Origin of the sequence: Nocardia sp. NBC_00565 (assembly GCF_036345915.1) — a bacterium.
In the GTDB taxonomy this organism is placed as follows: Bacteria; Actinomycetota; Actinomycetes; order Mycobacteriales; family Mycobacteriaceae; genus Nocardia.
The window spans coordinates 6,045,688-6,065,235 of record NZ_CP107785.1; the positions used below are offsets into that span (position 1 = coordinate 6,045,688).

General features: G+C 67.0%; 20 protein-coding genes. 10 read left to right on the forward strand and 10 right to left on the reverse strand.

What is annotated here, in order from left to right; genetic code table 11:
• Positions 1-33 precede the first annotated feature (33 nt).
• The 3 genes from OG874_RS27965 to OG874_RS27975 all read right to left on the reverse strand — a co-directional run bounded on the left by OG874_RS27965 (position 34) and on the right by OG874_RS27975 (position 3,562).
• Complete coding sequence (locus OG874_RS27965; protein ID WP_330250093.1) at positions 34-1,518, reverse strand: DHA2 family efflux MFS transporter permease subunit; 1,485 nt, start codon at positions 1,516-1,518, stop codon at positions 34-36.
• 95 nt (positions 1,519-1,613) lie between these two features.
• Positions 1,614-2,309: a PadR family transcriptional regulator gene (locus tag OG874_RS27970; protein WP_330250094.1), complete on the reverse strand. Its 696-nt coding sequence runs from the start codon at positions 2,307-2,309 to the stop codon at positions 1,614-1,616.
• 227 nt (positions 2,310-2,536) lie between these two features.
• The gene (locus tag OG874_RS27975; protein WP_330250095.1) at positions 2,537-3,562 is read right to left on the reverse strand and encodes a glycine betaine ABC transporter substrate-binding protein; all 1,026 of its coding nucleotides are present in this window, start codon (positions 3,560-3,562) and stop codon (positions 2,537-2,539) included.
• A 98-nt stretch (positions 3,563-3,660) separates the two neighbouring features.
• On the opposite strand from OG874_RS27975, the gene OG874_RS27980 reads away from it, so the two are divergent.
• Genes OG874_RS27980 through OG874_RS27995 form a run of 4 tightly spaced genes read left to right on the forward strand, consistent with a single transcriptional unit; the run spans position 3,661 to position 7,208 of the window.
• Complete coding sequence (locus OG874_RS27980; protein WP_442943435.1) at positions 3,661-4,593, forward strand: ABC transporter substrate-binding protein; 933 nt, start codon at positions 3,661-3,663, stop codon at positions 4,591-4,593.
• Between the two features lie 8 nt (positions 4,594-4,601).
• Positions 4,602-5,768, forward strand: a complete 1,167-nt coding sequence (locus tag OG874_RS27985; protein ID WP_330250096.1) for an ABC transporter ATP-binding protein — start codon at positions 4,602-4,604, stop codon at positions 5,766-5,768.
• Between the two features lie 58 nt (positions 5,769-5,826).
• Complete coding sequence (locus tag OG874_RS27990; RefSeq protein ID WP_330250097.1) at positions 5,827-6,495, forward strand: ABC transporter permease; 669 nt, start codon at positions 5,827-5,829, stop codon at positions 6,493-6,495.
• Positions 6,492-7,208, forward strand: a complete 717-nt coding sequence (locus OG874_RS27995) for an ABC transporter permease (protein WP_330250098.1) — start codon at positions 6,492-6,494, stop codon at positions 7,206-7,208. Before OG874_RS27990 ends, OG874_RS27995 begins: the two co-directional genes overlap by 4 nt.
• 5 nt (positions 7,209-7,213) lie before the next feature.
• On the opposite strand, the gene OG874_RS28000 is transcribed toward OG874_RS27995, so the two are convergent.
• Positions 7,214-7,651: a MarR family winged helix-turn-helix transcriptional regulator gene (locus OG874_RS28000; protein WP_330250099.1), complete on the reverse strand. Its 438-nt coding sequence runs from the start codon at positions 7,649-7,651 to the stop codon at positions 7,214-7,216.
• Between the two features lie 156 nt (positions 7,652-7,807).
• Between OG874_RS28000 and OG874_RS28005 the strand changes: the two genes are divergently transcribed.
• Together OG874_RS28005 and OG874_RS28010 are read left to right on the forward strand one after the other, a co-directional pair.
• A complete protein-coding gene (locus OG874_RS28005; RefSeq protein ID WP_330250100.1) occupies positions 7,808-8,446 on the forward strand; it encodes a maleylpyruvate isomerase family mycothiol-dependent enzyme in 639 nt (212 codons plus the stop codon).
• 177 nt (positions 8,447-8,623) lie between these two features.
• Positions 8,624-9,022: a CBS domain-containing protein gene (locus tag OG874_RS28010; protein ID WP_330257447.1), complete on the forward strand. Its 399-nt coding sequence runs from the start codon at positions 8,624-8,626 to the stop codon at positions 9,020-9,022.
• 59 nt (positions 9,023-9,081) lie between these two features.
• On the opposite strand, the gene OG874_RS28015 is transcribed toward OG874_RS28010, so the two are convergent.
• The 4 genes from OG874_RS28015 to OG874_RS28030 all read right to left on the reverse strand — a co-directional run bounded on the left by OG874_RS28015 (position 9,082) and on the right by OG874_RS28030 (position 13,505).
• Complete coding sequence (locus tag OG874_RS28015) at positions 9,082-10,278, reverse strand: NAD(P)-dependent malic enzyme (RefSeq protein WP_442943121.1); 1,197 nt, start codon at positions 10,276-10,278, stop codon at positions 9,082-9,084.
• A gap of 468 nt (positions 10,279-10,746) precedes the next feature.
• The gene (locus OG874_RS28020; protein ID WP_330250101.1) at positions 10,747-12,336 is read right to left on the reverse strand and encodes an FAD-binding protein; all 1,590 of its coding nucleotides are present in this window, start codon (positions 12,334-12,336) and stop codon (positions 10,747-10,749) included.
• Between the two features lie 51 nt (positions 12,337-12,387).
• Positions 12,388-12,654 carry a hypothetical protein gene (locus OG874_RS28025; RefSeq protein ID WP_330250102.1) on the reverse strand — a complete coding sequence of 89 codons (267 nt, stop codon included), beginning with the start codon at positions 12,652-12,654 and terminating at the stop codon, positions 12,388-12,390.
• Positions 12,651-13,505 carry a PHP domain-containing protein gene (locus tag OG874_RS28030; protein ID WP_330250103.1) on the reverse strand — a complete coding sequence of 285 codons (855 nt, stop codon included), beginning with the start codon at positions 13,503-13,505 and terminating at the stop codon, positions 12,651-12,653. The genes OG874_RS28025 and OG874_RS28030 overlap by 4 nt, the downstream gene beginning before the upstream one ends.
• A gap of 62 nt (positions 13,506-13,567) precedes the next feature.
• Between OG874_RS28030 and OG874_RS28035 the strand changes: the two genes are divergently transcribed.
• Positions 13,568-14,644, forward strand: coding sequence for a magnesium and cobalt transport protein CorA (locus OG874_RS28035; protein WP_442943122.1), 1,077 nt, complete (start codon positions 13,568-13,570; stop codon positions 14,642-14,644).
• A 13-nt stretch (positions 14,645-14,657) separates the two neighbouring features.
• Here the strand turns inward: OG874_RS28035 and OG874_RS28040 are convergent, their stop codons facing one another.
• Complete coding sequence (locus tag OG874_RS28040) at positions 14,658-15,239, reverse strand: suppressor of fused domain protein (protein ID WP_442943124.1); 582 nt, start codon at positions 15,237-15,239, stop codon at positions 14,658-14,660.
• Between the two features lie 4 nt (positions 15,240-15,243).
• Positions 15,244-15,735, reverse strand: coding sequence for a general stress protein (locus OG874_RS28045; protein ID WP_330250104.1), 492 nt, complete (start codon positions 15,733-15,735; stop codon positions 15,244-15,246).
• Between the two features lie 206 nt (positions 15,736-15,941).
• On the opposite strand from OG874_RS28045, the gene OG874_RS28050 reads away from it, so the two are divergent.
• The 3 genes from OG874_RS28050 (at position 15,942) to OG874_RS28060 (ending at position 19,423) form a co-directional block, all read left to right on the forward strand.
• Positions 15,942-17,246 carry a magnesium transporter MgtE N-terminal domain-containing protein gene (locus tag OG874_RS28050; protein ID WP_330250105.1) on the forward strand — a complete coding sequence of 435 codons (1,305 nt, stop codon included), beginning with the start codon at positions 15,942-15,944 and terminating at the stop codon, positions 17,244-17,246.
• Positions 17,239-17,829, forward strand: coding sequence for a DUF1003 domain-containing protein (locus OG874_RS28055; RefSeq protein ID WP_330250106.1), 591 nt, complete (start codon positions 17,239-17,241; stop codon positions 17,827-17,829). Before OG874_RS28050 ends, OG874_RS28055 begins: the two co-directional genes overlap by 8 nt.
• A 118-nt stretch (positions 17,830-17,947) precedes the next feature.
• Complete coding sequence (locus OG874_RS28060) at positions 17,948-19,423, forward strand: lytic transglycosylase domain-containing protein (protein ID WP_330250107.1); 1,476 nt, start codon at positions 17,948-17,950, stop codon at positions 19,421-19,423.
• Positions 19,424-19,548: the final 125 nt, after the last annotated feature.

The following is a 19,548-nucleotide window of genomic DNA, read 5'->3' on the forward strand; positions in this document are numbered from 1 at the left end:
CCGTGCGCGAACGGCGCACGGGGCATACGGAACTCAGGCGGCGACGGTGTCGGCCTTGGCGAGTTTGTCCTTCGGGCCCGCCGACAGCGATTGGCCGTGGCGGACGAAGAGGGCCGAGGCGATCACGCCGATCAACAGGATGCCCGCGGGGAGCAGGATGGCTTGGCTCAGTGCGGTACTGAAGGCGTCCTTGACGAATTCCGGGATCGGGCCTTGTCCCGCACCGCCTTCGGCGACCTTGCCACCGCCGAGACCGTTGGCGGTCATGCGGGCCGCGATCAGCGCACTGATCGCGGCGCTGCCGAGCACCGAGCCGACCTGACGGGTCGTGTTGTAGATGCCCGCGCCCGCACCCGCCTGCTGGACCGGCAGGTTGTGCGTCGCGGTCGAGGCCAGCGGTGCCCAGATGCAGGCGTTGGCGACACCGGCCAGCGCGGCCGACAGCAGGAACCACACGATCGAGGAATGCGGGTCCATCACCGCCGAGAACCAGAAGACCGAGGCCGAGAATCCGATGAACCCGATGGTCGGCACGATGCGCGGGTGCAGCCTATCGGCGAACTTGCCGATGATCGGCGCGAAGATGCCGGTCACGATCGCCATCGGCGCGAAGACCAGCGCGGACTTGGTCGGTGACATCTCGCGCACCGCCTGCAGATAGAAGTAGGACGGCACCATCATCGAGGTCACGGCCGCGCCCATCGCCGCGATGGCCACATTCGACAGCGCGAAGTTGCGGTCGCGGAACAGGCCGAGCGGCAGCAGCGGCTCACCGGTATTGCGCGCCTGATTCACCACGAACACGGCCAGCACGACCAGACCCGCGCCGATCATCAACCAGATCCGCAGCGACCAGTCGTAGGTGCTGCCCTCCTGGATGCCGAACACCAGCAGGAACAGTCCGATACCACTCAGCAGCACGCCCGGGATGTCGAACTTGTGCTCATGTGTGGGCAGCGACGGCACCAGCCACGCCGCCAGCGCGAAGGCGACGATGCCGACCGGAACGTTGACGTAGAAGATCCACTCCCAGCCGAGCCCATCGACCAGCACGCCGCCGAGGATCGGGCCGACCAGCGTCGCGAGACCGGCCACGCCGCCCCACAGGCCCATGGCCGCGCCGCGCTTGTCCGGCGGGAACGTCCTGGTGATCACAGCCATGGTCTGCGGCGTCATGAGTGCGGCGCCGAGCCCCTGCACGGCCCGCGCGGCGATCAGCATCGCGATCGATCCGGACAGACCGCACCACAGCGATGCGCCGGTGAACACCGTCAAGCCGATCAGGTACATATTCTTGGGACCGTAGCGGTCACCGAGTCGGCCGGTGACCAGCAGCGGCACCGCGTAGGTCAGCAGGTAGGCACTGGTCACCCAGATCACCTGGGAGATGTCGGCATCATGGAAGGCCCCGAGGATCGCCGGGTTGGCGACCGCGACGATGGTCATATCCAGCAGGATCATGAAGAAGCCGACGACCAGCGCGAACAGCGCTAGCCACGGGTTGCGTTGAGTGGTCATGGATCGGGTTCCTATCTGGGAAGTTGGTCCGGATGCCGCGGGGCGGCGGATCGAATTCGGGTGCGGCGGTGCACACTCCCGCACGCCTGCGCACATCAGGGGGACGAAGCTCCGGTCTTCGTCGAGCGCCGCGGCACCGGCGGTGGTTCCGCATGCCCGTCGGTGGCCCAGGGGTGATGGTGGTCGGGGGTGATCCGGGCACCGGTGACCGGATCGAATTCCTCCCACTCCAGCTCGTCACTGTCGAGTTCGGAGATCAGGTTCTCCACCCAGGCGATCTCGGCCGTGACGGTGGCCTGCAGGTACGGGAGCACGATCCAGAATCGACGCGGCACGGAGTGCTCGCCCGCCCACCGGCACATCATCGCCACCTCGGCGAGGTCCTCCGAAAGCTTTTGGACGCGCTCGCGCAACAGCGCGACTACATCCGGTCTCGGCAGGTTGTGCGCCTCCGCGAGCGCGACCGGGAACACCGGGAACTCCCGCGCCGGACTACGCAGCAGCTCGGCAATCCTGGAACGCAATGCCTCCCGGCCACTTTCGGTGATCCGATAGGTGGTGCGCTCCGGGCGATTGCCCTCCCGGTCGACGCCTTCGGACCGCACCAGTTCCTGGACCGCCAGCCGCGCGACCGTGTGATAGAGCGAGCCCGGTCGCACCTTCACGAGCAGATCCTCGTGCCGGGCGATCAACAGCTGATACATCTCATAGGGATGCATGGGCCGCTCTTCGAGCAGCGCGAGCACGGAAATCGCCAATGGCGTCACCGTCGGGTGCGCGTGCTGCCCCATTCAGTCACCTCCTGCACAACGCTCGCGACGGGCGAGCCATCGATTCCTGAGAGCACGCACAGTAGCCCTGGCCACCGACATACTCCGTATCAAATACTCCGCGTGGAATATACGGCGCGGAACAGTCCGGCCGCAAGGACTGATCGCTAGACCAGACAGGGATCGGCGACATGACGATGGTCCCGAGCGGTACGCCGCCCGGGACCAGGGATTACCGGATGAAAGAGCTAGAGCGCGTGCTGATCCAGCCAGGCGCGCGCCACGTCGGCGGCGGCCGCACCGTCGCGGACCCGCTGGATCATCCCGACCAACTCGTCGGTGGCGAGTTCGCCCGCGACATAATTCAGCTTCCGGATCTGCTGATCATCGAGCAGACCCTTGCGGTACACCGCGAGCACGTTCTCGGCGCGCACGGCGTAGTCGCCATCGGAGAGCACGATCAGCCCATCGGTCGAACCGGAGGCCAGCGTGGGCGGCCCGGTCAGTATTCCGGCCTGGATCTCGCCGTCCAGCAGGGCCTTTCGCAAGGCAGGCGCATCGGGATAGGCGCTGGTCCCGGCGAAAGCGCAGCCGACAACCGACACCGGCCCGGTGGGCGCGCGCAGCACACCGGGTACCGGAGCCACCCCGGCCTCGATCTCGCCGCAGTGCGGTGTGAGCGCGCCGACCGACCGCACGTTGTCCCGAGTCGCCGCGGTCTCAGCCAGCAGCACCCGCGGTCGCATATCGGTGCCGTCGGCCGGATCGGAGACCGCGAGCCCTTCCGGCAGCGATCGACTCAGCTCCTCGGTCACCGACAGCCGCACCGGCTCCGATTTGTCTGCCACCTCCGGCGTTCGCGCCCGCGCATTCCCGTTCAGAAAGGTGAGCAGTTCGCCGCTGTGCTCACCGACCACCGCGACGGCACCCGAGTCCAGCGCACCGAGATAGTCCGCGCGATTGCCGAGATTCGCGGTGATCGAAGTGCGCGCGCCGGTGCGCGCCAATGCGCCGGAATAGATTTGCGCAAGCAGATTTGATTCGGCCGAATCTCCGGCGCCAACCACTATCGTCGAGCCCTGATTGTCGTTTCCACAGGAAACGGCCAGTCCGACGGCCGTCACGACCAACACCCGAGCCAGCACCCGCCTCGACGCGGTCAACACCATCCGGCGACACCAACTCTCTGTAGCGAACAGGAACACCATGCAGCGGGCAATATGAACAACCAGAATGTACCGGGTGGCCCGAACGCTGATGGGCTCAGCGTTCACGGCTCCTCGCACCGCCCGTCCATGCCGGAAGGACTCCAGTGAAAACCACGATCACCCCCGATGCCGCGAGGCACGGGCGGTTTGCGCTGCGGCTGACGCTGCGCACCGCCCGGGTCCTCATCGCCGCCGCGGCACTGGCCGCAGCCATGATCCTGTCCGCGTGTGGCAACTCCGATCCGCTTGCGGCCAAGGGCGATTGTGCTGGCGACACGCTGATCGTCGGCTCGGCGAACTTCCCCGAATCCGAGACGGTCGCGAACATCTATGCGGAAGTGTTGAAGGCCAACGGATTCAAGGTCGACACCAAGCTGAACATCGGCAGTCGCGAGGCCTACATTCCGGCGCTGCGCCAGTGCGCGATCTCGGTGATCCCGGAGTACAACGGCAACCTGCTGCAGTATCTGGACAAGAACGCCACCGCGACCAGCTCCGCCGACGTCGACGCCGCGCTCACCAAGGCGCTCGGCTCCGAACTGGCCGTCGGCACGCCGGCCCCGGGTCAGGACTCCGACGCGGTCGTCGTCACCAAGGCCACCGCGGAGCGCTGGAACCTGCACAGCATCGCCGATCTGGCCGCGCACACGGCCGAGGTGAAATTCGGTGCGCCCGCCGAATTCCAGGAGCGCGCAGGCGGTCTGCCCGGTCTGAAGAAGAATTACAGCCTCGATATCGCCGCCAACAACTTCGTCCCGATCGCCGACGGTGGCGGCCCGGCGACCGTGCGCGCGCTGGTCGACGGCTCGGTGACCGCGGCCGATATCTTCACCACCTCCCCCGCGATCGTGCAGAACAACCTGGTTGTGCTCGAGGATCCGAAGCACAATTTCCCCGCGCAGAATGTGGTGCCGCTGTTCAACGCCGCCAAGAAGACCGACAAGGCGCTCGCCGCGCTCAACGCCGTCTCCGCGAAACTCACCACCGACGAGCTGATCAAACTCAACGAGGCCGTCTCCGGCAGTAGTAAGACCGAACCCAAAGCCGCAGCGCAGCAATGGGTTGCGGCCCAGGGTCTGAATACGCCGACCGGATAGGAACCAGCGTGTCCGATATCGAATTCCGCGGTATCAGCAAGACCTATCCGGATGGCACCCATGCCGTTACCGACCTAGATCTGCGCATCGAATCCGGCTCGTTCACCGTCTTCGTCGGACCGTCGGGCTGCGGCAAGACCACCTCGATGCGGATGATCAACCGGATGATCACGCCTACCACGGGCACCATCACCATTGCCGGACAGGATATTTCGGCGGTCGATCCGGTGCGGCTGCGACTCGGTATCGGGTACGTGATCCAAAGTGCTGGATTGCTGCCGCACCGCACGGTCGTCGACAATGTCGCGACCGTACCGGTGCTGCGCGGCGATTCGCGCAAGGCCGCCCGCGCGGCAGCGCTGGAGGTGCTGGACCGGGTCGGGCTGGACCGCTCACTGGCCGGACGGTATCCCGCGCAGTTGTCCGGCGGCCAGCAGCAACGCGTGGGGGTGGCCAGGGCACTGGCCGCCGATCCGCCGGTCCTGCTGATGGACGAGCCGTTCAGTGCCGTCGACCCGGTGGTCCGGGCCGAGCTGCAGCTCGAAATGCAAAGGCTGCAAGCCGAATTGCACAAGACCATCGTTTTCGTCACCCACGATATCGACGAAGCGATCACCCTCGGCGACAAGGTCGCGGTGTTCGGCCGCGGCGGGGTGCTGCAGCAGTACGATCCGCCGCAGCATGTATTGGCCCAGCCCGCAACGGATTTCGTCGCCGACTTCGTCGGCCGGGACCGCGGCTATCGCGGCCTGTCCTTCCGGACCGCCGATACTGTTCCGCTACACGAGATCCGGACCGCGACGGCCGACGAGGTGACCGAACTCAGGCTGGAACTGGGTGATTGGGTGCTGATCGTCGACGCTTCCGATCGGCCGACCGGATGGATCGATGTGACCGGCGTGGAGTCGGTGCGGGCCGGTCGTGCCCTGGCCGACAGCACGGTCGCAGGCGGATCACTGTTCACGCCCGCGGGCGACCTGCGCCAGGCCATGGACGCGGCGATCTCCGCACCATCGGGAATCGGTGTGGCCGTTGATGATTCCGGCGCGGTGCGCGGCGGTGTGCTGGCCACCGAGGTACTGCAGATCCTGGCCGCCCAGCGCGCCGCCGAAGACGCCGAACGCAACCGCCTCGCCTTCGAACAGGGCCTCGCCCCGGTGGACGGCATCGCATGAGCCGCGGGCGGCCGTCGATTTCGCGTGCGCCCGAACGCGGCGGATGGGTGGAGACGACGTGCGGTATCTGATAGACAACTTCGCCGAGATCATGGGTTTCACCAAGACCCATCTGTATCTGGCATTGGTGCCACTGGCGCTCGGCCTGGTCATCGCGATTCCGGTGGGCGCGTTGGTGCGCCGGATCTCCTGGCTGCGGCGCATCACGGTGACCGTGGCCAGTCTGTCCTACACCATCCCGTCACTGGCGCTGTTCGTGATCATTCCGCCGCTGGCGGGGATCTCGACCATCGATCCGCTGAATGTGATCATCGCGCTCACCGTGTACTCGACGGCGCTGCTGGTGATCGCGGTGCCGACGGCGCTGGATTCGGTATCGCCCATCGTCGTCGACGCCGCCGATGCCGTCGGGTTCAGTGCGCTGCGGCGCACGGTCACCGTCGATATGCCGTTGGCCATACCGGTTTTCGTATCCAGCCTGCGTGTCGTGGTGGTCACCAATATCGCGATGGTTTCGGTCGGCGCGCTGATCGGTGTCGGCGGACTCGGCAAACTCTTCACCCAGGGCTACCAGCGCGACTATCCGGACGAGATCATCGCGGGCATCATCGTCACACTGGCGCTGGCGCTGATCTTCGACCGGCTGGTCTACGCCCTCGGCCGCTGGGCGACCCCGTGGGCACGCGCGGACGCCAGGGCCGCCAAAGCGAAAGGCGCTGCCGCATGAACCTTTTCATCGACGCCTGGCACTACCTCACCGACGGCGCGAACTGGAGCGGCCCGGCCGGCATCGAACACCGCATCGGCGAACACCTCTGGTACAGCTTCCTCACCATCGTCTTCTCCGCGGCGGTCGCGATCCCGCTCGGTTTGGTGATCGGGCATACCCGCCGGGGTGCCGCGGTGCTCGTCGGCTTCGCCAATGCCATGCGCGCCCTGCCGACCCTCGGCCTGCTCACCTTCCTGGTACTGCTGCTCGGCCTCGGGCTGATCCCGCCACTGCTCGCCCTCGTGACGGTCGGCATTCCACCGTTGCTGGCCGGTGCCTACGCCGGAATCGCCAATGTCGCGGCCGATGTTGTCGACGCCTCACGCGCCATGGGCATGACCGAACGCCAGATCCTGTTCCGGGTCGAGGTTCCCAACGCGCTGCCGATCCTGCTCACCGGTCTGCGCGGGGCCACCCTCCAGGTCATCGCCACCGCGACCATCGCCGCCTTCGTCAACCTGGGCGGCCTCGGCCGCTACATTTTCGACGGCATCGCCGTCTACCGCTACGACCGCGTCCTGGTCGGCGCACTCCTGGTCGCCGCCCTCGCCATGCTCATGGACGGCCTACTGGCCTGCACGGTCTGGGCCAGCGCTCCCGGCACCGGTCGCCTGCGCCGCGCGAACGGGGCGATCGTCACGCCGGCCGCCATCCTGCAAACCACGGACTGAACCGGTCAGGCGTAGGGATCGGTGATCTCACGCAGCCGGTTCAACGCATCTCGCAACTGCCGCATGCGCTGTGCGCCGAGGTGCGTCGCCCACTCGGTCTGGATCCGCTCGGCGATGGTATTCGAGTAGGCCGCGATCTTCTCCCCTCGTTCGGACAGCTTGACCAACCGAGCCCGGCCGTCGCTCGGGTCCGGTACGCGCTCCACGTAGCCGGTGCGTTCGAGCTGGTCGACAAGGAATCCCGCGGTCTGTTTGGTCACCTGGGCCTGTTGGGCCAAGTCGGTCAGGCGGGTGCCGTCGGGACCGATGCGCGCCGCGAGCCGCGCCTGGGCGATGGTGACGTCGTTGTACCCGGCCTCGGCGAGGTCAGCGAAGATCCGGTCCTCCATCGATCGGTGGGCGATGAACATCAGCAGGCCCACATTCATCTCGTCGTCGGCCATTCCACTCCTTGACATATGGTCAGAGCAACTTACTATATTGGTAAGTCTATCTGACCAATACTACGGGAGGCGTCCCGTGTCGGCACCAACACAACCGGACCACCTGCGCCAGATCGATCGGGCCACGGCATCGACTTCCATTGACCGGGAGATACCATGGACCGCGAAACCTGTTGGCAGGTCATCGAACAGCAGCGCCGGGCGATTGCCGACCTGCTGACCGACCTCTCGCCCGGCCAGTGGGAAACGCCCTCACTGTGCGCGGGCTGGCGAGTCCACGAAGTCGCCGCACACGTCGCGCTGACACCGCAGCCGCCCCCGATCGGTGTCATGCTCGGCGCCACAATCCGCGCTCGCGGCAACTACAACCGCCTTATCGATGAACTCACCAGGTACGGCGCCGATTATCCTGCCGCGGAACTCATTTCACTGCTCCGCGCCAACGCCGCCTCCCGGAAACTGCCCAAGCTCACCAACTACCGCAACATCCTGTTCGACACGATGGTGCACGGCCAGGACATCGCGATACCGCTCGGTCGCACGATCGACATCGAACCAACCGCCGCTGCCGCCGCGGCCGCCCACGCGGCGACGATCGGCTGGCCGGTCTGGGACAAGCACCGCCTCGACGGAATCCGCCTGGTCGCGACCGATATCGACTGGACCCACGGCAACGGGCAGGAGATCCGCGGCCCGATCATCGCCCTATTACTCCTGATCACCGGCCGCACGGCGGCGATGGACCTGCTGTCCGGCGAGGGCGTCACGCCCATGGCCGCCCGCCTGCGACCTTGACCCCTGTTGTGATCTAGGACACGATGTGTCCAGGCCGTAGGACTCGTCAGCCCGTGGGGCTCGGCGCATCTGTGACACCTCGTGTCGAGTTCCTGCGCAACCTCGAGTCCTGCGGGTTCATTCACCCGAGACAGGAGGTTTGCCGTGCAGAACCGTCCTTTGAAGGCGCGCGACATCATGCATGCGAGCGCGGAGTGGATCCCCGCCGACGAAACGCTGGACCGAGCCGCGCAGATGATGCGCAGGCTGGATGTCGGCGCGTTGCCGATCGGCAACAACGACCGCCTCGTCGGCATGCTGACCGACCGCGACATCGTCGTGAAATGCATTGCGATAGGCCATGATCCGAGCAAGGTACGGGCAGGAGACCTGGCGGAGGGCACACCGCGCTGGGTGTCCGACGACGCCGACGTCCGCGAGGTACTCGACCTGATGGAGCGGGATCAGATCAAGCGGCTACCGGTGGTCGACGCCAAGAAGCGGCTGGTCGGCATGATCTGTGAATCGGATATCGCCAAGAACCTCACCGACCGGGAGATCGCCCAGTTCGTCTCGGCCGTATCCGTACCGCACTGACCCACGACGAAATGCGGGGCCGCCCACCATCGTGGACGGCCCCGCCTTGCCGAATAGGACTACGCGACACCCTCCGCACGAGCGGCGGCCGCGACGGCCTCGGCGACGGCCGGGGCGACACGGGGGTCCAGCGGGCTGGGGACGATCATCTCGGGGCCGAGTTCGTCGGCGACCACATCGGCAATGGCGTTTGCGGCGGCGATCTTCATGCCCTCGGTGATCCGGCGAGCACCCGCGTCCAGTGCGCCCTTGAAGACGCCGGGGAACGCGAGCACATTGTTGATCTGGTTCGGGAAGTCGCTGCGCCCGGTGGCCACGATCGCCGCGTACTTGTGCGCGATCTCCGGGTGGATCTCCGGGTTCGGGTTCGACATCGCGAACACGATCGACTCCGGGGCCATCGACGCGATGAACTCCTCGGCGATGGTGCCCGCGGACAGCCCGACGAACACATCGGCGCCGGCCAGCGCCTCGGCGGCGCCGCCGGTCAGCCCGCGCGGGTTGGTGCGCTGCGCCAGGTCGATCTTCACGTCGTTGAGGTCGGCGCGGTCGCGGCTGACGATGCCCTTCGAGTCGAGCACGGTGATGTCCGCGACGCCCGCGGCCAGCATGATGTTCGTGCACGCCACACCGGCGGCACCGGCGCCGGACACCACGACCTTCAAGCCGTCGACGCCGCGGCCCTGCACCTTGGCCGCATTGTTGAGGGCGGCCAGCACCACGATGGCGGTGCCGTGCTGGTCGTCGTGCATGACCGGGCAGTCCAGCGCCTCGATGAGCCGCTGCTCGATCTCGAAGCAGCGCGGCGCCGAGATGTCCTCCAGATTCACCGCGCCGAAGCTCGGGCGCAGCCGGATGACCGTCTCCACGATCTCGTCGACGTCCTTGGTGTCCAGCACGATCGGAATCGAGTTCAGCCCGGCGAACTTCTTGAACAGCGCCGCCTTGCCCTCCATCACCGGCAGCGCGCCGCGCGGGCCGATGTCACCGAGGCCGAGCACCGCGGTGCCGTCGCTGACCACGACGACGAGCCGGTCGGTCCAGGTGTAGCGCTTGCACAGCGCCTCGTCCTCGGCGATGGCCAGGCTGACCTTCGCCACACCCGGGGTGTAGGCGATGGACAGGTCGCGCTGGGTCTCCAGTGGTGCGGTGAGTTCGACCGATAGCTTGCCACCGAGATGTCCCGCGAAAATCTCGTCGTGCGTGATTTCGGAAAGGCTTGCAGTGGCATTCGGTGCGTCAGTCACAGGTGACACGATTTCACTCCTGCTCGGGTCGGACAAACCGGAGGACGGTTACCGCCGGGTAATGGATACTTGTTGATTCATACGCTCATCGAGTGCGCTGACCGGGACGTTTCGAGACCGGAGGCGTCGGACATCCGACGGCCGAATACCGGAACGTGGCGCGGCACTGATCCGCAGCGCGAGAGCCGGACGGGTGTGTCCGTACAGAGCATGCAGATCATTTCGAGCGACCTGCAAGCAGTCGCTAGCGCGGGTGATCCTCGGGTCACAACGGTGCGTCGTGAGGCGGAGATCGCCGTTGTCCCCGAACCCGGCGGTGGCTTGGGTGGGAATCCGCAACATTCTGCCAGCTGGGCGGACGCATTGCCAAACCGGCGTGTCGTGTCCCGGCCGCGCGTCATCTTTCGAGGGTAAGTCGCCGGAATTACCAGGGGGTAAGCAGAAACTCGCGGTTCGGCGACGACATCCGGTGAGCTGTCACATCGGGAGCGGATCCGCCGCGGTGAGCTCGGGCCGCGGCGACGCCTCGGCCAGTTCCGCGGCAGGTGGCGGCGTGTCCGAACGTACCCAGACCGAATCGAGTCCGCCGGAAGTGAGCCGCACCCGCCAATCGTCGGTCGCGCCGGGATGATCGGTGCGCCGGTGCATTCCGCGGCTCTCCGTGCGCGCGAGCGCGCTGTATTTCGTCCAGCGCGCCACCGCGAGCAGCGCCGCCGCCTGCCTGGCGCGCAACCGATCCGCTCCGGATCCGCCGAGATCGAATTCGGCCCCCGGCCACATGCCATCGAGTTCGGCGATGCTGTCGCGCAGACTCCCCGCACTGCGCCAGTAGCTGCGCCGCAGCGGCAGCGTGTGTTCCTGCACCAACCCGACCACCGCGCGCGGGTCGATGCGGGCCACCGGATTCAGCCCGGCCCCCGCCACCTCGCGCACCGGACCGGTCATACCACGCCCGTGTGCGAATCGCGTGGCGCCCTTCCCGGCCCAGACTCCCGAGGCGATGGCCCAGGCCCCGCCCTGTCCACCGAAGCCGCTCACCGCACCGGTGATCGGCTCCCGCGTGGTCACATCGCCCGCGGCGTAGAGTCCGGCCACCGTGGTCGCGCAGTCCGTACCGGCGATGCGCAGTCCGCCGGTCCCCCGGACCGTGCCCTCGAGCACCGCGCGCAGCGGCACCCGGCGGGTGCGGTCGACCAGACCCTGTCGCGACAGCCAGCGCCGGACCGCGTACGGCACATCGTCCAATGCCGCGAAGATCCGGCGGCCGTCGGCGATCGCGGCGAATGCCGCGGCGCGATGGCCGGTGATTTCCGCGCCGGATTCGTCGTAGAGCGTCGCGAAGTGCAGGGCGAGTCCGGGGGCGAAGGCATTGCGCGGCGAAGGCAGCATCGGCGCGAGACCGTAGGCGCTGGAGAATTCCATACCCGACAATTGCGCGCCCGCCTCGGCGGCAAGCAGCAGTCCGTCACCGGTGTCGACATCGGTGCCGGCACCGCCGGAGAGGAAGGCGCAGCCACCGGTGGCGACCACGACCGCGCCGGCCCGGATGGTCCACGGGCGAAAGTTGTTGTACTGCTGCACCCCGGCCGCCCCGGCGATCACGCCGTCACGATCGACGAGCAGTTGCAGCGCGGGATGGTGATCGAGCACGCGCACCCCCGCGTCGAGCAGGCTGTGGCGCATCCGCCGCAGGTAGCTCGCGCCATCGAGGCAGACCCGCAACGAGGTCCCCGTGGCATTCGGTCCGTTGCCCTCCCCCGGAAACCGAAACCCCCACTCCACCAACTGTTCTACCCGCCGATGGGTCTCGTCGAGCACCCGCAGCATCCACTCCGGTTCGGCGAGCCCGCCACCGTGCGCATACGCGCGGCGCACCGCCTCGTCCCTGGCGGGTCCCGGCGGGATATTCCACAGCGAGATCGTCCCGCACGCGGTCGGCCCACTCGCACCGCAGCGCCCCTTGTCGACGAGCATCACCCGGGCGCCGGCGGCGGCGGCCGAGACGGCGGCCCAAGCTCCGGCGGGACCACCGCCGAGAACGAGCACATCCGTCTCGATTTCGTTCACAAGGAGAAATGTTCGACCACAATTCACGCGGCCGCAACCTTTACGGATATATCAGCCCCACCACTGCGTCCAGAGCAATAATCCAGCGACAATGAAAACGACCAGCGATCCGGATAAAGCGGCCAAACCCCGATGCTGATCCGAAAAAATTTGTGCCGCAATGCCGATCACGGAGGCGGCGATATGCCACGTCACCGATTCGCTCCCCGGTCCGGGAAAGTCGCGCCGAGCGGCGATTATCGCGGTACCGACAACCACGAGGGCCAGCACGAACATCCCACCGGCGACGATTCCGCTGAGTCCGCGCAGCACCCTCACGAGGCGATCACCGGCACTCCCGTGGCTTTGCCCGCGAGTACCTCGAATTGCGCGGGATCAGTGGTGAATTCACCGAGCCGAATGGTTTTGTTGGCGCCGTGATAGTCCGACGAGCCCGTGGTGATGAGTCCGAGTTCGGCGGCCAAATCCTGCAGCAGCGCACGGTCGGCGGCGGCATGGTCCGGATGATCGATCTCGAGACCGCCGAGTCCGAGCGTGGCCAGTTCGCGAATATCGTCGAATGCGAGCAGCCGACCGCGCTTACGCGCCCTGGTATGCGCGAGCACACTGACCCCGCCCGCGGTCGCGATCATCTCGACGGCCCGGCGCAGCGGCGTATCGGCCTTCTCGGCGTAGTAGCGACCGTGCGGGGCGAGTAGTTCGACGAAGGCCGCGTCGACACTCGGCACCACTCCGGCCTCGACCAGTGCACGCGCCAGATGCGGACGCCCCGCCGACGGTCCGGCCGAGGCGAGCACCGCGTCCGGATCGATGGGTAGCCCGTCGGCGCGCATCCGCTCGGCCATCGCGCGCAACCGCTGCACGCGTTCGGCGCGCAAGCGCTCGCGCTCGTCGGCGAAGCACCGGTCGGCTGGGTCGAACAGGTAGGCCAGCAGATGCACCGGGACCGGCCAGCCGTCCTCGCCCAGGCCGATGCACGACATCTCCATACCGCGCACCAGCGTCAAACCCGTCGGCAGCGCGTCGACCGCCTCGGTCCACCCGGCGGTGGTGTCGTGGTCGGTGATCGCGACGACATCAAGTCCTGCCGCTGCCGCGTTCCGGACGAGTTCGGCTGGGGTATCAGTGCCGTCGGACGCGGTGGAATGGGTATGCAGGTCGATGCGCACGCCTTCAGTCTTACAGTGCCGCTCAGCGCGAGCCGCACGCGCACGCGACGTAGCATCGACCGGTGCCATCTATTCCGCCGCTACCGTCGTTCCGCAGCCAGGGCCGAGCGCATACGCCGCTGCCCCGCATCATGGTCCCCACCGCACGTGCGGTGATCGATTGCGCTGTCTACGTCGACGGCAGACGGCTACCCGGCCACTTCAGCCATGCGGATGCGATGGCCGAGGTCAGCAATCGCGGAACCGGATTCGTGTGGGTCGGACTGCACGAGCCGGACGAATACCAGATGGCCGATGTCGCGAAGATATTCGAGTTGCATCCGCTGGCCGTCGAGGACGCGGTCAAAGCCCATCAGCGGCCGAAGCTGGAGCGCTACGACGACACCCTGTTCCTCGTCCTGCGCACTGTCAGCTACGTCCCACACGAAATCCACTCGGTCAGTGAGATCGTCGAGACCGGCGACATCATGGTCTTCACCGGACCCAACTTCACGGTGACCGTACGCCATGGCGAGCACACCGGACTCGCCGGTGTCCGAAAGGAGTTGGAGAGCCAGCCCGAGCAGCTCATGTACGGTCCCGGCGCGGTCTTGCACGCGGTCGCCGACCACGTCGTGGATTCCTACATCGAGGTGGCCCAGTCCGTCGAGAACGATATCGATGAGATGGAGGAAGAGGTCTTCACACCGCGCAGCAAGGTGGCCATCGAATCGATCTATCAGCTCAAGCGTGAGGTCGTAGAGCTGAGGCGCGCGGTCAATCCACTCGCGAGTCCGCTCGAAGCACTCGGCCGCAATACGACAATGCCATTGCCCAAGGAGATTCGGCGCTATATGCGCGATGTCGCCGACCATCACACCGCAGTGGCCGAGCGGATCAACGACTTCGACGAGGCGCTCAGCGCGCTGATCAGTGCGGCCCTCGCCAAGGTCGGTGTGCAACAGAACACCGATATGCGCAAGATCTCGTCCTGGGTTGCCATCGCGGCGGTGCCGACGATGATCGCGGGCATCTACGGGATGAACTTCGAGCATATGCCGGAGCTGAAGCAGGTCTGGGGCTATCCGGCGGTGCTGCTGCTCATCGCCACCATCTGCGTCGGGCTGTACATCAATTTCCACCGCAACAACTGGCTGTGACCAACAGCGGAATCTACAGCGACGCAGCGCCTCTCGCGGGATCGCGCACGTCGATTCCGGCCTCCGCCCATGCTTCGCGCAACGCCTGCGCACCGCGCACCCGCACCCAGGCCGCCTCGGTCGCGGTCACCGGCACCACCGCGAGATACCGGACCGGTTCGGCGGGCTCGGGCAGCACCACCTCGGGAATCTCGCTCTCCCCCAACAACACCGCGGTGAACGGCGAATCCCGCCACATCGGCTCACCCAGATCCAACAGCGCATCGGCTTGCAGCACAACGCCTTCCACCGCGGGCGCCGCGACGAGCACGCCGAGTGTGCGCGCCAGTCCGGAACTCGGTCCGACCCCGGCACGCAGTGTCAGCACCAATTCGGCGCGCGGCCCGCGCACCGGATCGGCGTGCAGGTCACCGGGATCGCCCATGGGATGGCGTGATCCGCCGAGGGTCACGTAGTGCACCAGCTCCGCGCCCGGGATGCGCAGAATCTCGATCGGTTCCAACCCGAGGAAGGTCACCGACGCCGAGTCGACGGCCGCGGTGTCCACGCCGAAATGGTCCAGCATCTCGGTACGGACCCTGTCCACTACTTCCATGCGCTCAGATCGCCAACCGCGCCAGCATGTCCCGCGCCTGCTCGGCCGACTTCGGGTCGCACAGCACGTCGTATCGCCCCGCCACCAACTGCATGGTGGAGGCGAAGTCGCGCTGCCCCTTGGTCGCCGCGTACGGGATCGAGGTGGAGATGACGCCGAAGATGATGCCGCCGACCAGGCCGACCAGCACCGGCGCGAAGCCGCCGCTGGTGGTGAAAAGGCTCAATAGAAGGCCGAGGAACAGGCCGAGCCACGCGCCCGAAACAACCCCACCGCCGATCACCTTGCCCCAGGTCAGCCGGTACAGCACACGCTCGACCTGCATCAGGTCGACGCCGACGATGGTCACGTCTTGCACGGGGAACTGGTTATCGGCCAGGAAATCGACGGCCTTCTGCGCCTCGGCGTAGGTCGGATACGAGCCGACCGGCCACCCCGACGGCGGCGTCGGCAGGCCTTGGCGCGCGCGATTCGAGTTCCCCAAGGGATTCGTCATATCTCTATTCTGCTATTCCGAACCGATGTTCGGGGGTGTGAAACGCGTCGTACCCATCATTCGGGCGGCTCTACCCTTGGCCTTATCGATTATCTTCTTGCTGCTACCGGGGCAGGCGAGCACCGAGCGGCGCGACTTCATGATCACTCCCGTCGATCGTGGCATGGGTGCCTACCCGCGGCCCGCGAACCTCTAACCTGACAGCCATGGCAACAACCAGGGTGTACGTCGCCAGACTCGCCGGGCTGGTGGTACTCGGCCCCGACGGCGAGTCTATCGGCCGCATCCGTGACGTCGTCGTGGCCATCCGCTATGACCGCCAGCAGCCTCGGGTGCACGGTCTCGTCGTCGAATTGCCGTCCCGGCGGCGGATTTTCGTGCCGATGCTGCGGGTGACCACGATCGAACCCGGTGTCGTCGCGCTCAATACCGGCACGGTGAGCCTGCGCCGCTTCCACCAGCGCCCCGGCGAAATGCTGGCACTCGCGCAGATCGTGGATTCCTCGGTACGCGTTGACGATCCGGATCTGCCGGACCTCGCGGACATCGATGTGCTCGTGGTCGATCTCGGCATCGAACAAACCCGGACCAGGGACTGGCGGGTGACCAGGGTCGCGGTGCGCGGACACCGCAGGCTCGGCCGCCGCCGCACCGTGCACGTGGCGGACTGGACCCAGGTCAGCGGGCTGACCCCGTACGAGATCGGCCGCCCCGGCCAGGACGTCACCCAGCTGCTCGAACAGTTCGAGGGCATGCGCCCCGCCGATGTCGCGCATTTGCTGCGCGAACTGCCGGAGAAACGGCGCATCGAGGTGGCCATCGCGCTCGACGACGAGCGACTCGCCGATGTCGTGCAGGAACTCCCCGACGACGACCAGGTCGATCTGCTCGGCCACCTCGAAGTGCGCCGGGCCGCAGATGTGCTCGAGGCGATGGATCCCGACGACGCCGCCGACCTGCTCGGCGAATTGCCGACCGGCGAGCGGGAATCGCTGCTCGCGCTGATGGATCCGGAGGAGTCCGAACCGGTCCGCAGGCTGCTGCAGCACTCCCCCGACACCGCGGGTGGTCTGATGACCCCGAAACCGGTGGTGCTGACCCCGGCCACTACCGTCGCCGAAGCGCTGGCCCGCGTGCGCAACCCGGATCTGACGCCCGCGCTGGCCTCCATGGTGTTCGTGGTCCGCCCGCCGACCGCCACCCCGACCGGCCGGTTCCTCGGCTCGGTGCACCTGCAGCGACTGCTGCGCGAACCACCGGCACACCTGGTCGGCGGCATCCTCGACACCGATCTGGCTCCGCTGCGCCCCGATCTCCCGCTCAGCGCGGTGACGCGCTACTTCGCGACCTACAACCTGGTCTGCGGGCCGGTGGTGGACGCGGAGAACCACCTGCTCGGCGCGGTCAGCGTCGACGATGTGCTCGATCATCTGCTGCCGGAGGATTGGCGCGAGCAAGAGGATATGGCGCACGAAACGATCCCTGGGCACGAGGGGGCCGACGGTGAGTGAGAAGAGTCCGGCGCGCCAGCGTCTGGAAACGCCGCTGGAGTACCGATTCCGCTTCGACTACGACGCCGAGGCGCTGGCCCGCTCCAGCGAGCGCGTCGCCCGATTCCTCGGCACCGGCCGCTATCTGGCGATCCAGACCATCGTGGTGATCATCTGGATCGTGCTGAACGTCTTCGTGCTGGCGCTGCGCTGGGACCCGTATCCGTTCATCCTGCTCAATCTCGCGTTCTCCACCCAGGCCGCTTATGCCGCGCCGCTGATCCTGTTGGCACAGAATCGGCAGGACAACCGCGACCGCGTGTCGCTGGAGGAGGACCGCTCCAGGGCCGCCCAGACCAAGGCGGATACCGAATTCCTCGCCCGCGAACTCGCGTCGCTGCGGATCGCGATCGGTGAGGTTGCTACGCGCGACTACCTGCGCCGGGAACTGGAGGAGATGCGGGAGGTGCTGGACCGGATCGAGGCCGCCGAATCCCCGGATCGCGAATCACAGGCCGATAAACCCGCCAAGGCGCCTCGCAAGAAAACCTCCGGCCGAAAGCCAGCCGTAGACCCGGTTTCACCGCCAGTTGCTGACGATTGACAGGAAATGCTCTATAACATTCTGACCCACGGGTAACCTAGACGGCGTTGTCCCGAGCGGCCGGCCAGGGGATGTCCCGGACAGACGCTCCCATGACGTCGAGGATTGGTGTGGCCGAATGCGAATATCTGCTCCGATAACCGTCTCGGCCCTGGTCGTCGCGGGTCTGGTCGCTACCGGCTCCGCCACCAACGCCACCCAGTCCAACACTCCGGACAAGGCACCCGAGGCGCTGCTCGCGGCGTCGACCGGTCCAGCCGCCACCGACGGAACATCCGGCAACACCGCCGACGTGCCATTGTCTCGGACAGTTGGTCTCCTTCCGGTCACGCCGGAAATGCCCCGCAAACTTCGAGCAATGACTCCGCTCGCCGATGGCACACCGTTGTTCGCGGGTTCGGTGCCGTTGCAGGACATCGCGTTACCAGCCACCGGCGGTGCGTTGGGCATTCCGGAAATCGTGCTCGCGGCCTATCGCAATGCCGAACTCGCACTGGAATCCTCGATGCCCGGCTGCGGCCTGTCCTGGAGCCTGCTGGCCGGAATCGGCCGGATCGAATCGGGCCATGCGGGCAGCGGCCGCACCGATGCCGCGGGCACCACAGTGACACCGATCTTCGGCCCCGCCCTCGACGGCTCGCTGCCGGGCAACGAGGTGATCAAGGCCGCCGACGGCAGCGCGGTGCGCGCCATCGGCCCGATGCAGTTCCTGCCCGGGACCTGGGGCCGGTACGCCGCCGACGGCAACGGGGACGGTATCGCCGATCCGCACAATGTCTTCGACGCCTCGCTCGCCGCGGGCAAGTACCTCTGCTCGGGCGGGCTGAACCTGCGCGATCCGCAGCAGGAGCTGCGCGCGGTGCTGCGCTACAACAACTCGCTGTCCTACGCGGCCAATGTATTGAGCTGGTCGGCGGCCTACCGCACCGGCGGCACGCCGAGCCAGGTGCGGATCTCCCCCGATCTCATCCCGCCGGGCACCGCGCCGATCCAGGCGAGCCCGGATATGTTGGCCACGTCCACCACTGCACCGGCGACCACCACCGAGTTGGCACCGAACAGGGCGACCCCGCCGACACCGACCCAGGTGATGATCATCATCCCCGGCCTGCCGCCGATCCCGTGCGGCATCTTCTGCCCGCCGCCCGCGCCCAAGCCGCAGTGCGATACCCAGCAGGTGGCACCCACGCAGCTGCCCGCGCCCGGCGATCTGGCACAGTCGCTCGCCGCACTGGCACAGACCTTCGGTGCGGGCAACGGCGAGCCGAAGAATCCCCAGCAGCCAGCTCAGCAGCAGCCAGATCCCGAGCACCCGGATCAGCAGCAACCGCCGCAGCCGCAAGTCGCCAACTGCACCCCGGCCCAACCGAATGCGAACCAACCGGGGGCGACGCAGCCCGCACCCATGCCCGACGAGCAGATCCCCGCGCAATCGCCGGGCGAGGCGGCGCAGAGCACCCCGGAGAAGACGCCCGAGCCCGGCCTGCCCGGCGCACCCGAGCCGGCACCGACCGAGGCCGCGACGCCGCCGCCCGCACCGGGCATCACGCTGCCGTTCGGCATCGTGATCCCGCTGCCCGCACCGGCCCAGTAGGGCTCACCAGGACCGATACCCGATAGTAACGCCACACTCGAAACCCGATAACGAAGCAGTAACAAAAAGGTCTCGAATGAGGTAACCTCTACTTCGTCCATCACGAAGGGCTCGTTGCCGAGTCA

Excerpts from the sequence above, each read along its gene's own strand:
- OG874_RS27965 (WP_330250093.1), bottom strand. The coding sequence starts at position 1,518 with ATGACCACTCAACGCAACCCGTGGCTAGCGCTGTTCGCGCTGGTCGTC.
- OG874_RS27970 (WP_330250094.1), bottom strand. The coding sequence starts at position 2,309 with ATGGGGCAGCACGCGCACCCGACGGTGACGCCATTGGCGATTTCCGTG.
- OG874_RS27995 (WP_330250098.1), top strand. The coding sequence starts at position 6,492 with ATGAACCTTTTCATCGACGCCTGGCACTACCTCACCGACGGCGCGAAC.
- OG874_RS28000 (WP_330250099.1), bottom strand. The coding sequence starts at position 7,651 with ATGGCCGACGACGAGATGAATGTGGGCCTGCTGATGTTCATCGCCCAC.
- OG874_RS28005 (WP_330250100.1), top strand. The coding sequence starts at position 7,808 with ATGGACCGCGAAACCTGTTGGCAGGTCATCGAACAGCAGCGCCGGGCG.
- OG874_RS28010 (WP_330257447.1), top strand. The coding sequence starts at position 8,624 with ATGCATGCGAGCGCGGAGTGGATCCCCGCCGACGAAACGCTGGACCGA.
- OG874_RS28040 (WP_442943124.1), bottom strand. The coding sequence starts at position 15,239 with ATGGAAGTAGTGGACAGGGTCCGTACCGAGATGCTGGACCATTTCGGC.
- OG874_RS28045 (WP_330250104.1), bottom strand. The coding sequence starts at position 15,735 with ATGACGAATCCCTTGGGGAACTCGAATCGCGCGCGCCAAGGCCTGCCG.
- OG874_RS28050 (WP_330250105.1), top strand. The coding sequence starts at position 15,942 with ATGGCAACAACCAGGGTGTACGTCGCCAGACTCGCCGGGCTGGTGGTA.
- OG874_RS28060 (WP_330250107.1), top strand. The coding sequence starts at position 17,948 with ATGCGAATATCTGCTCCGATAACCGTCTCGGCCCTGGTCGTCGCGGGT.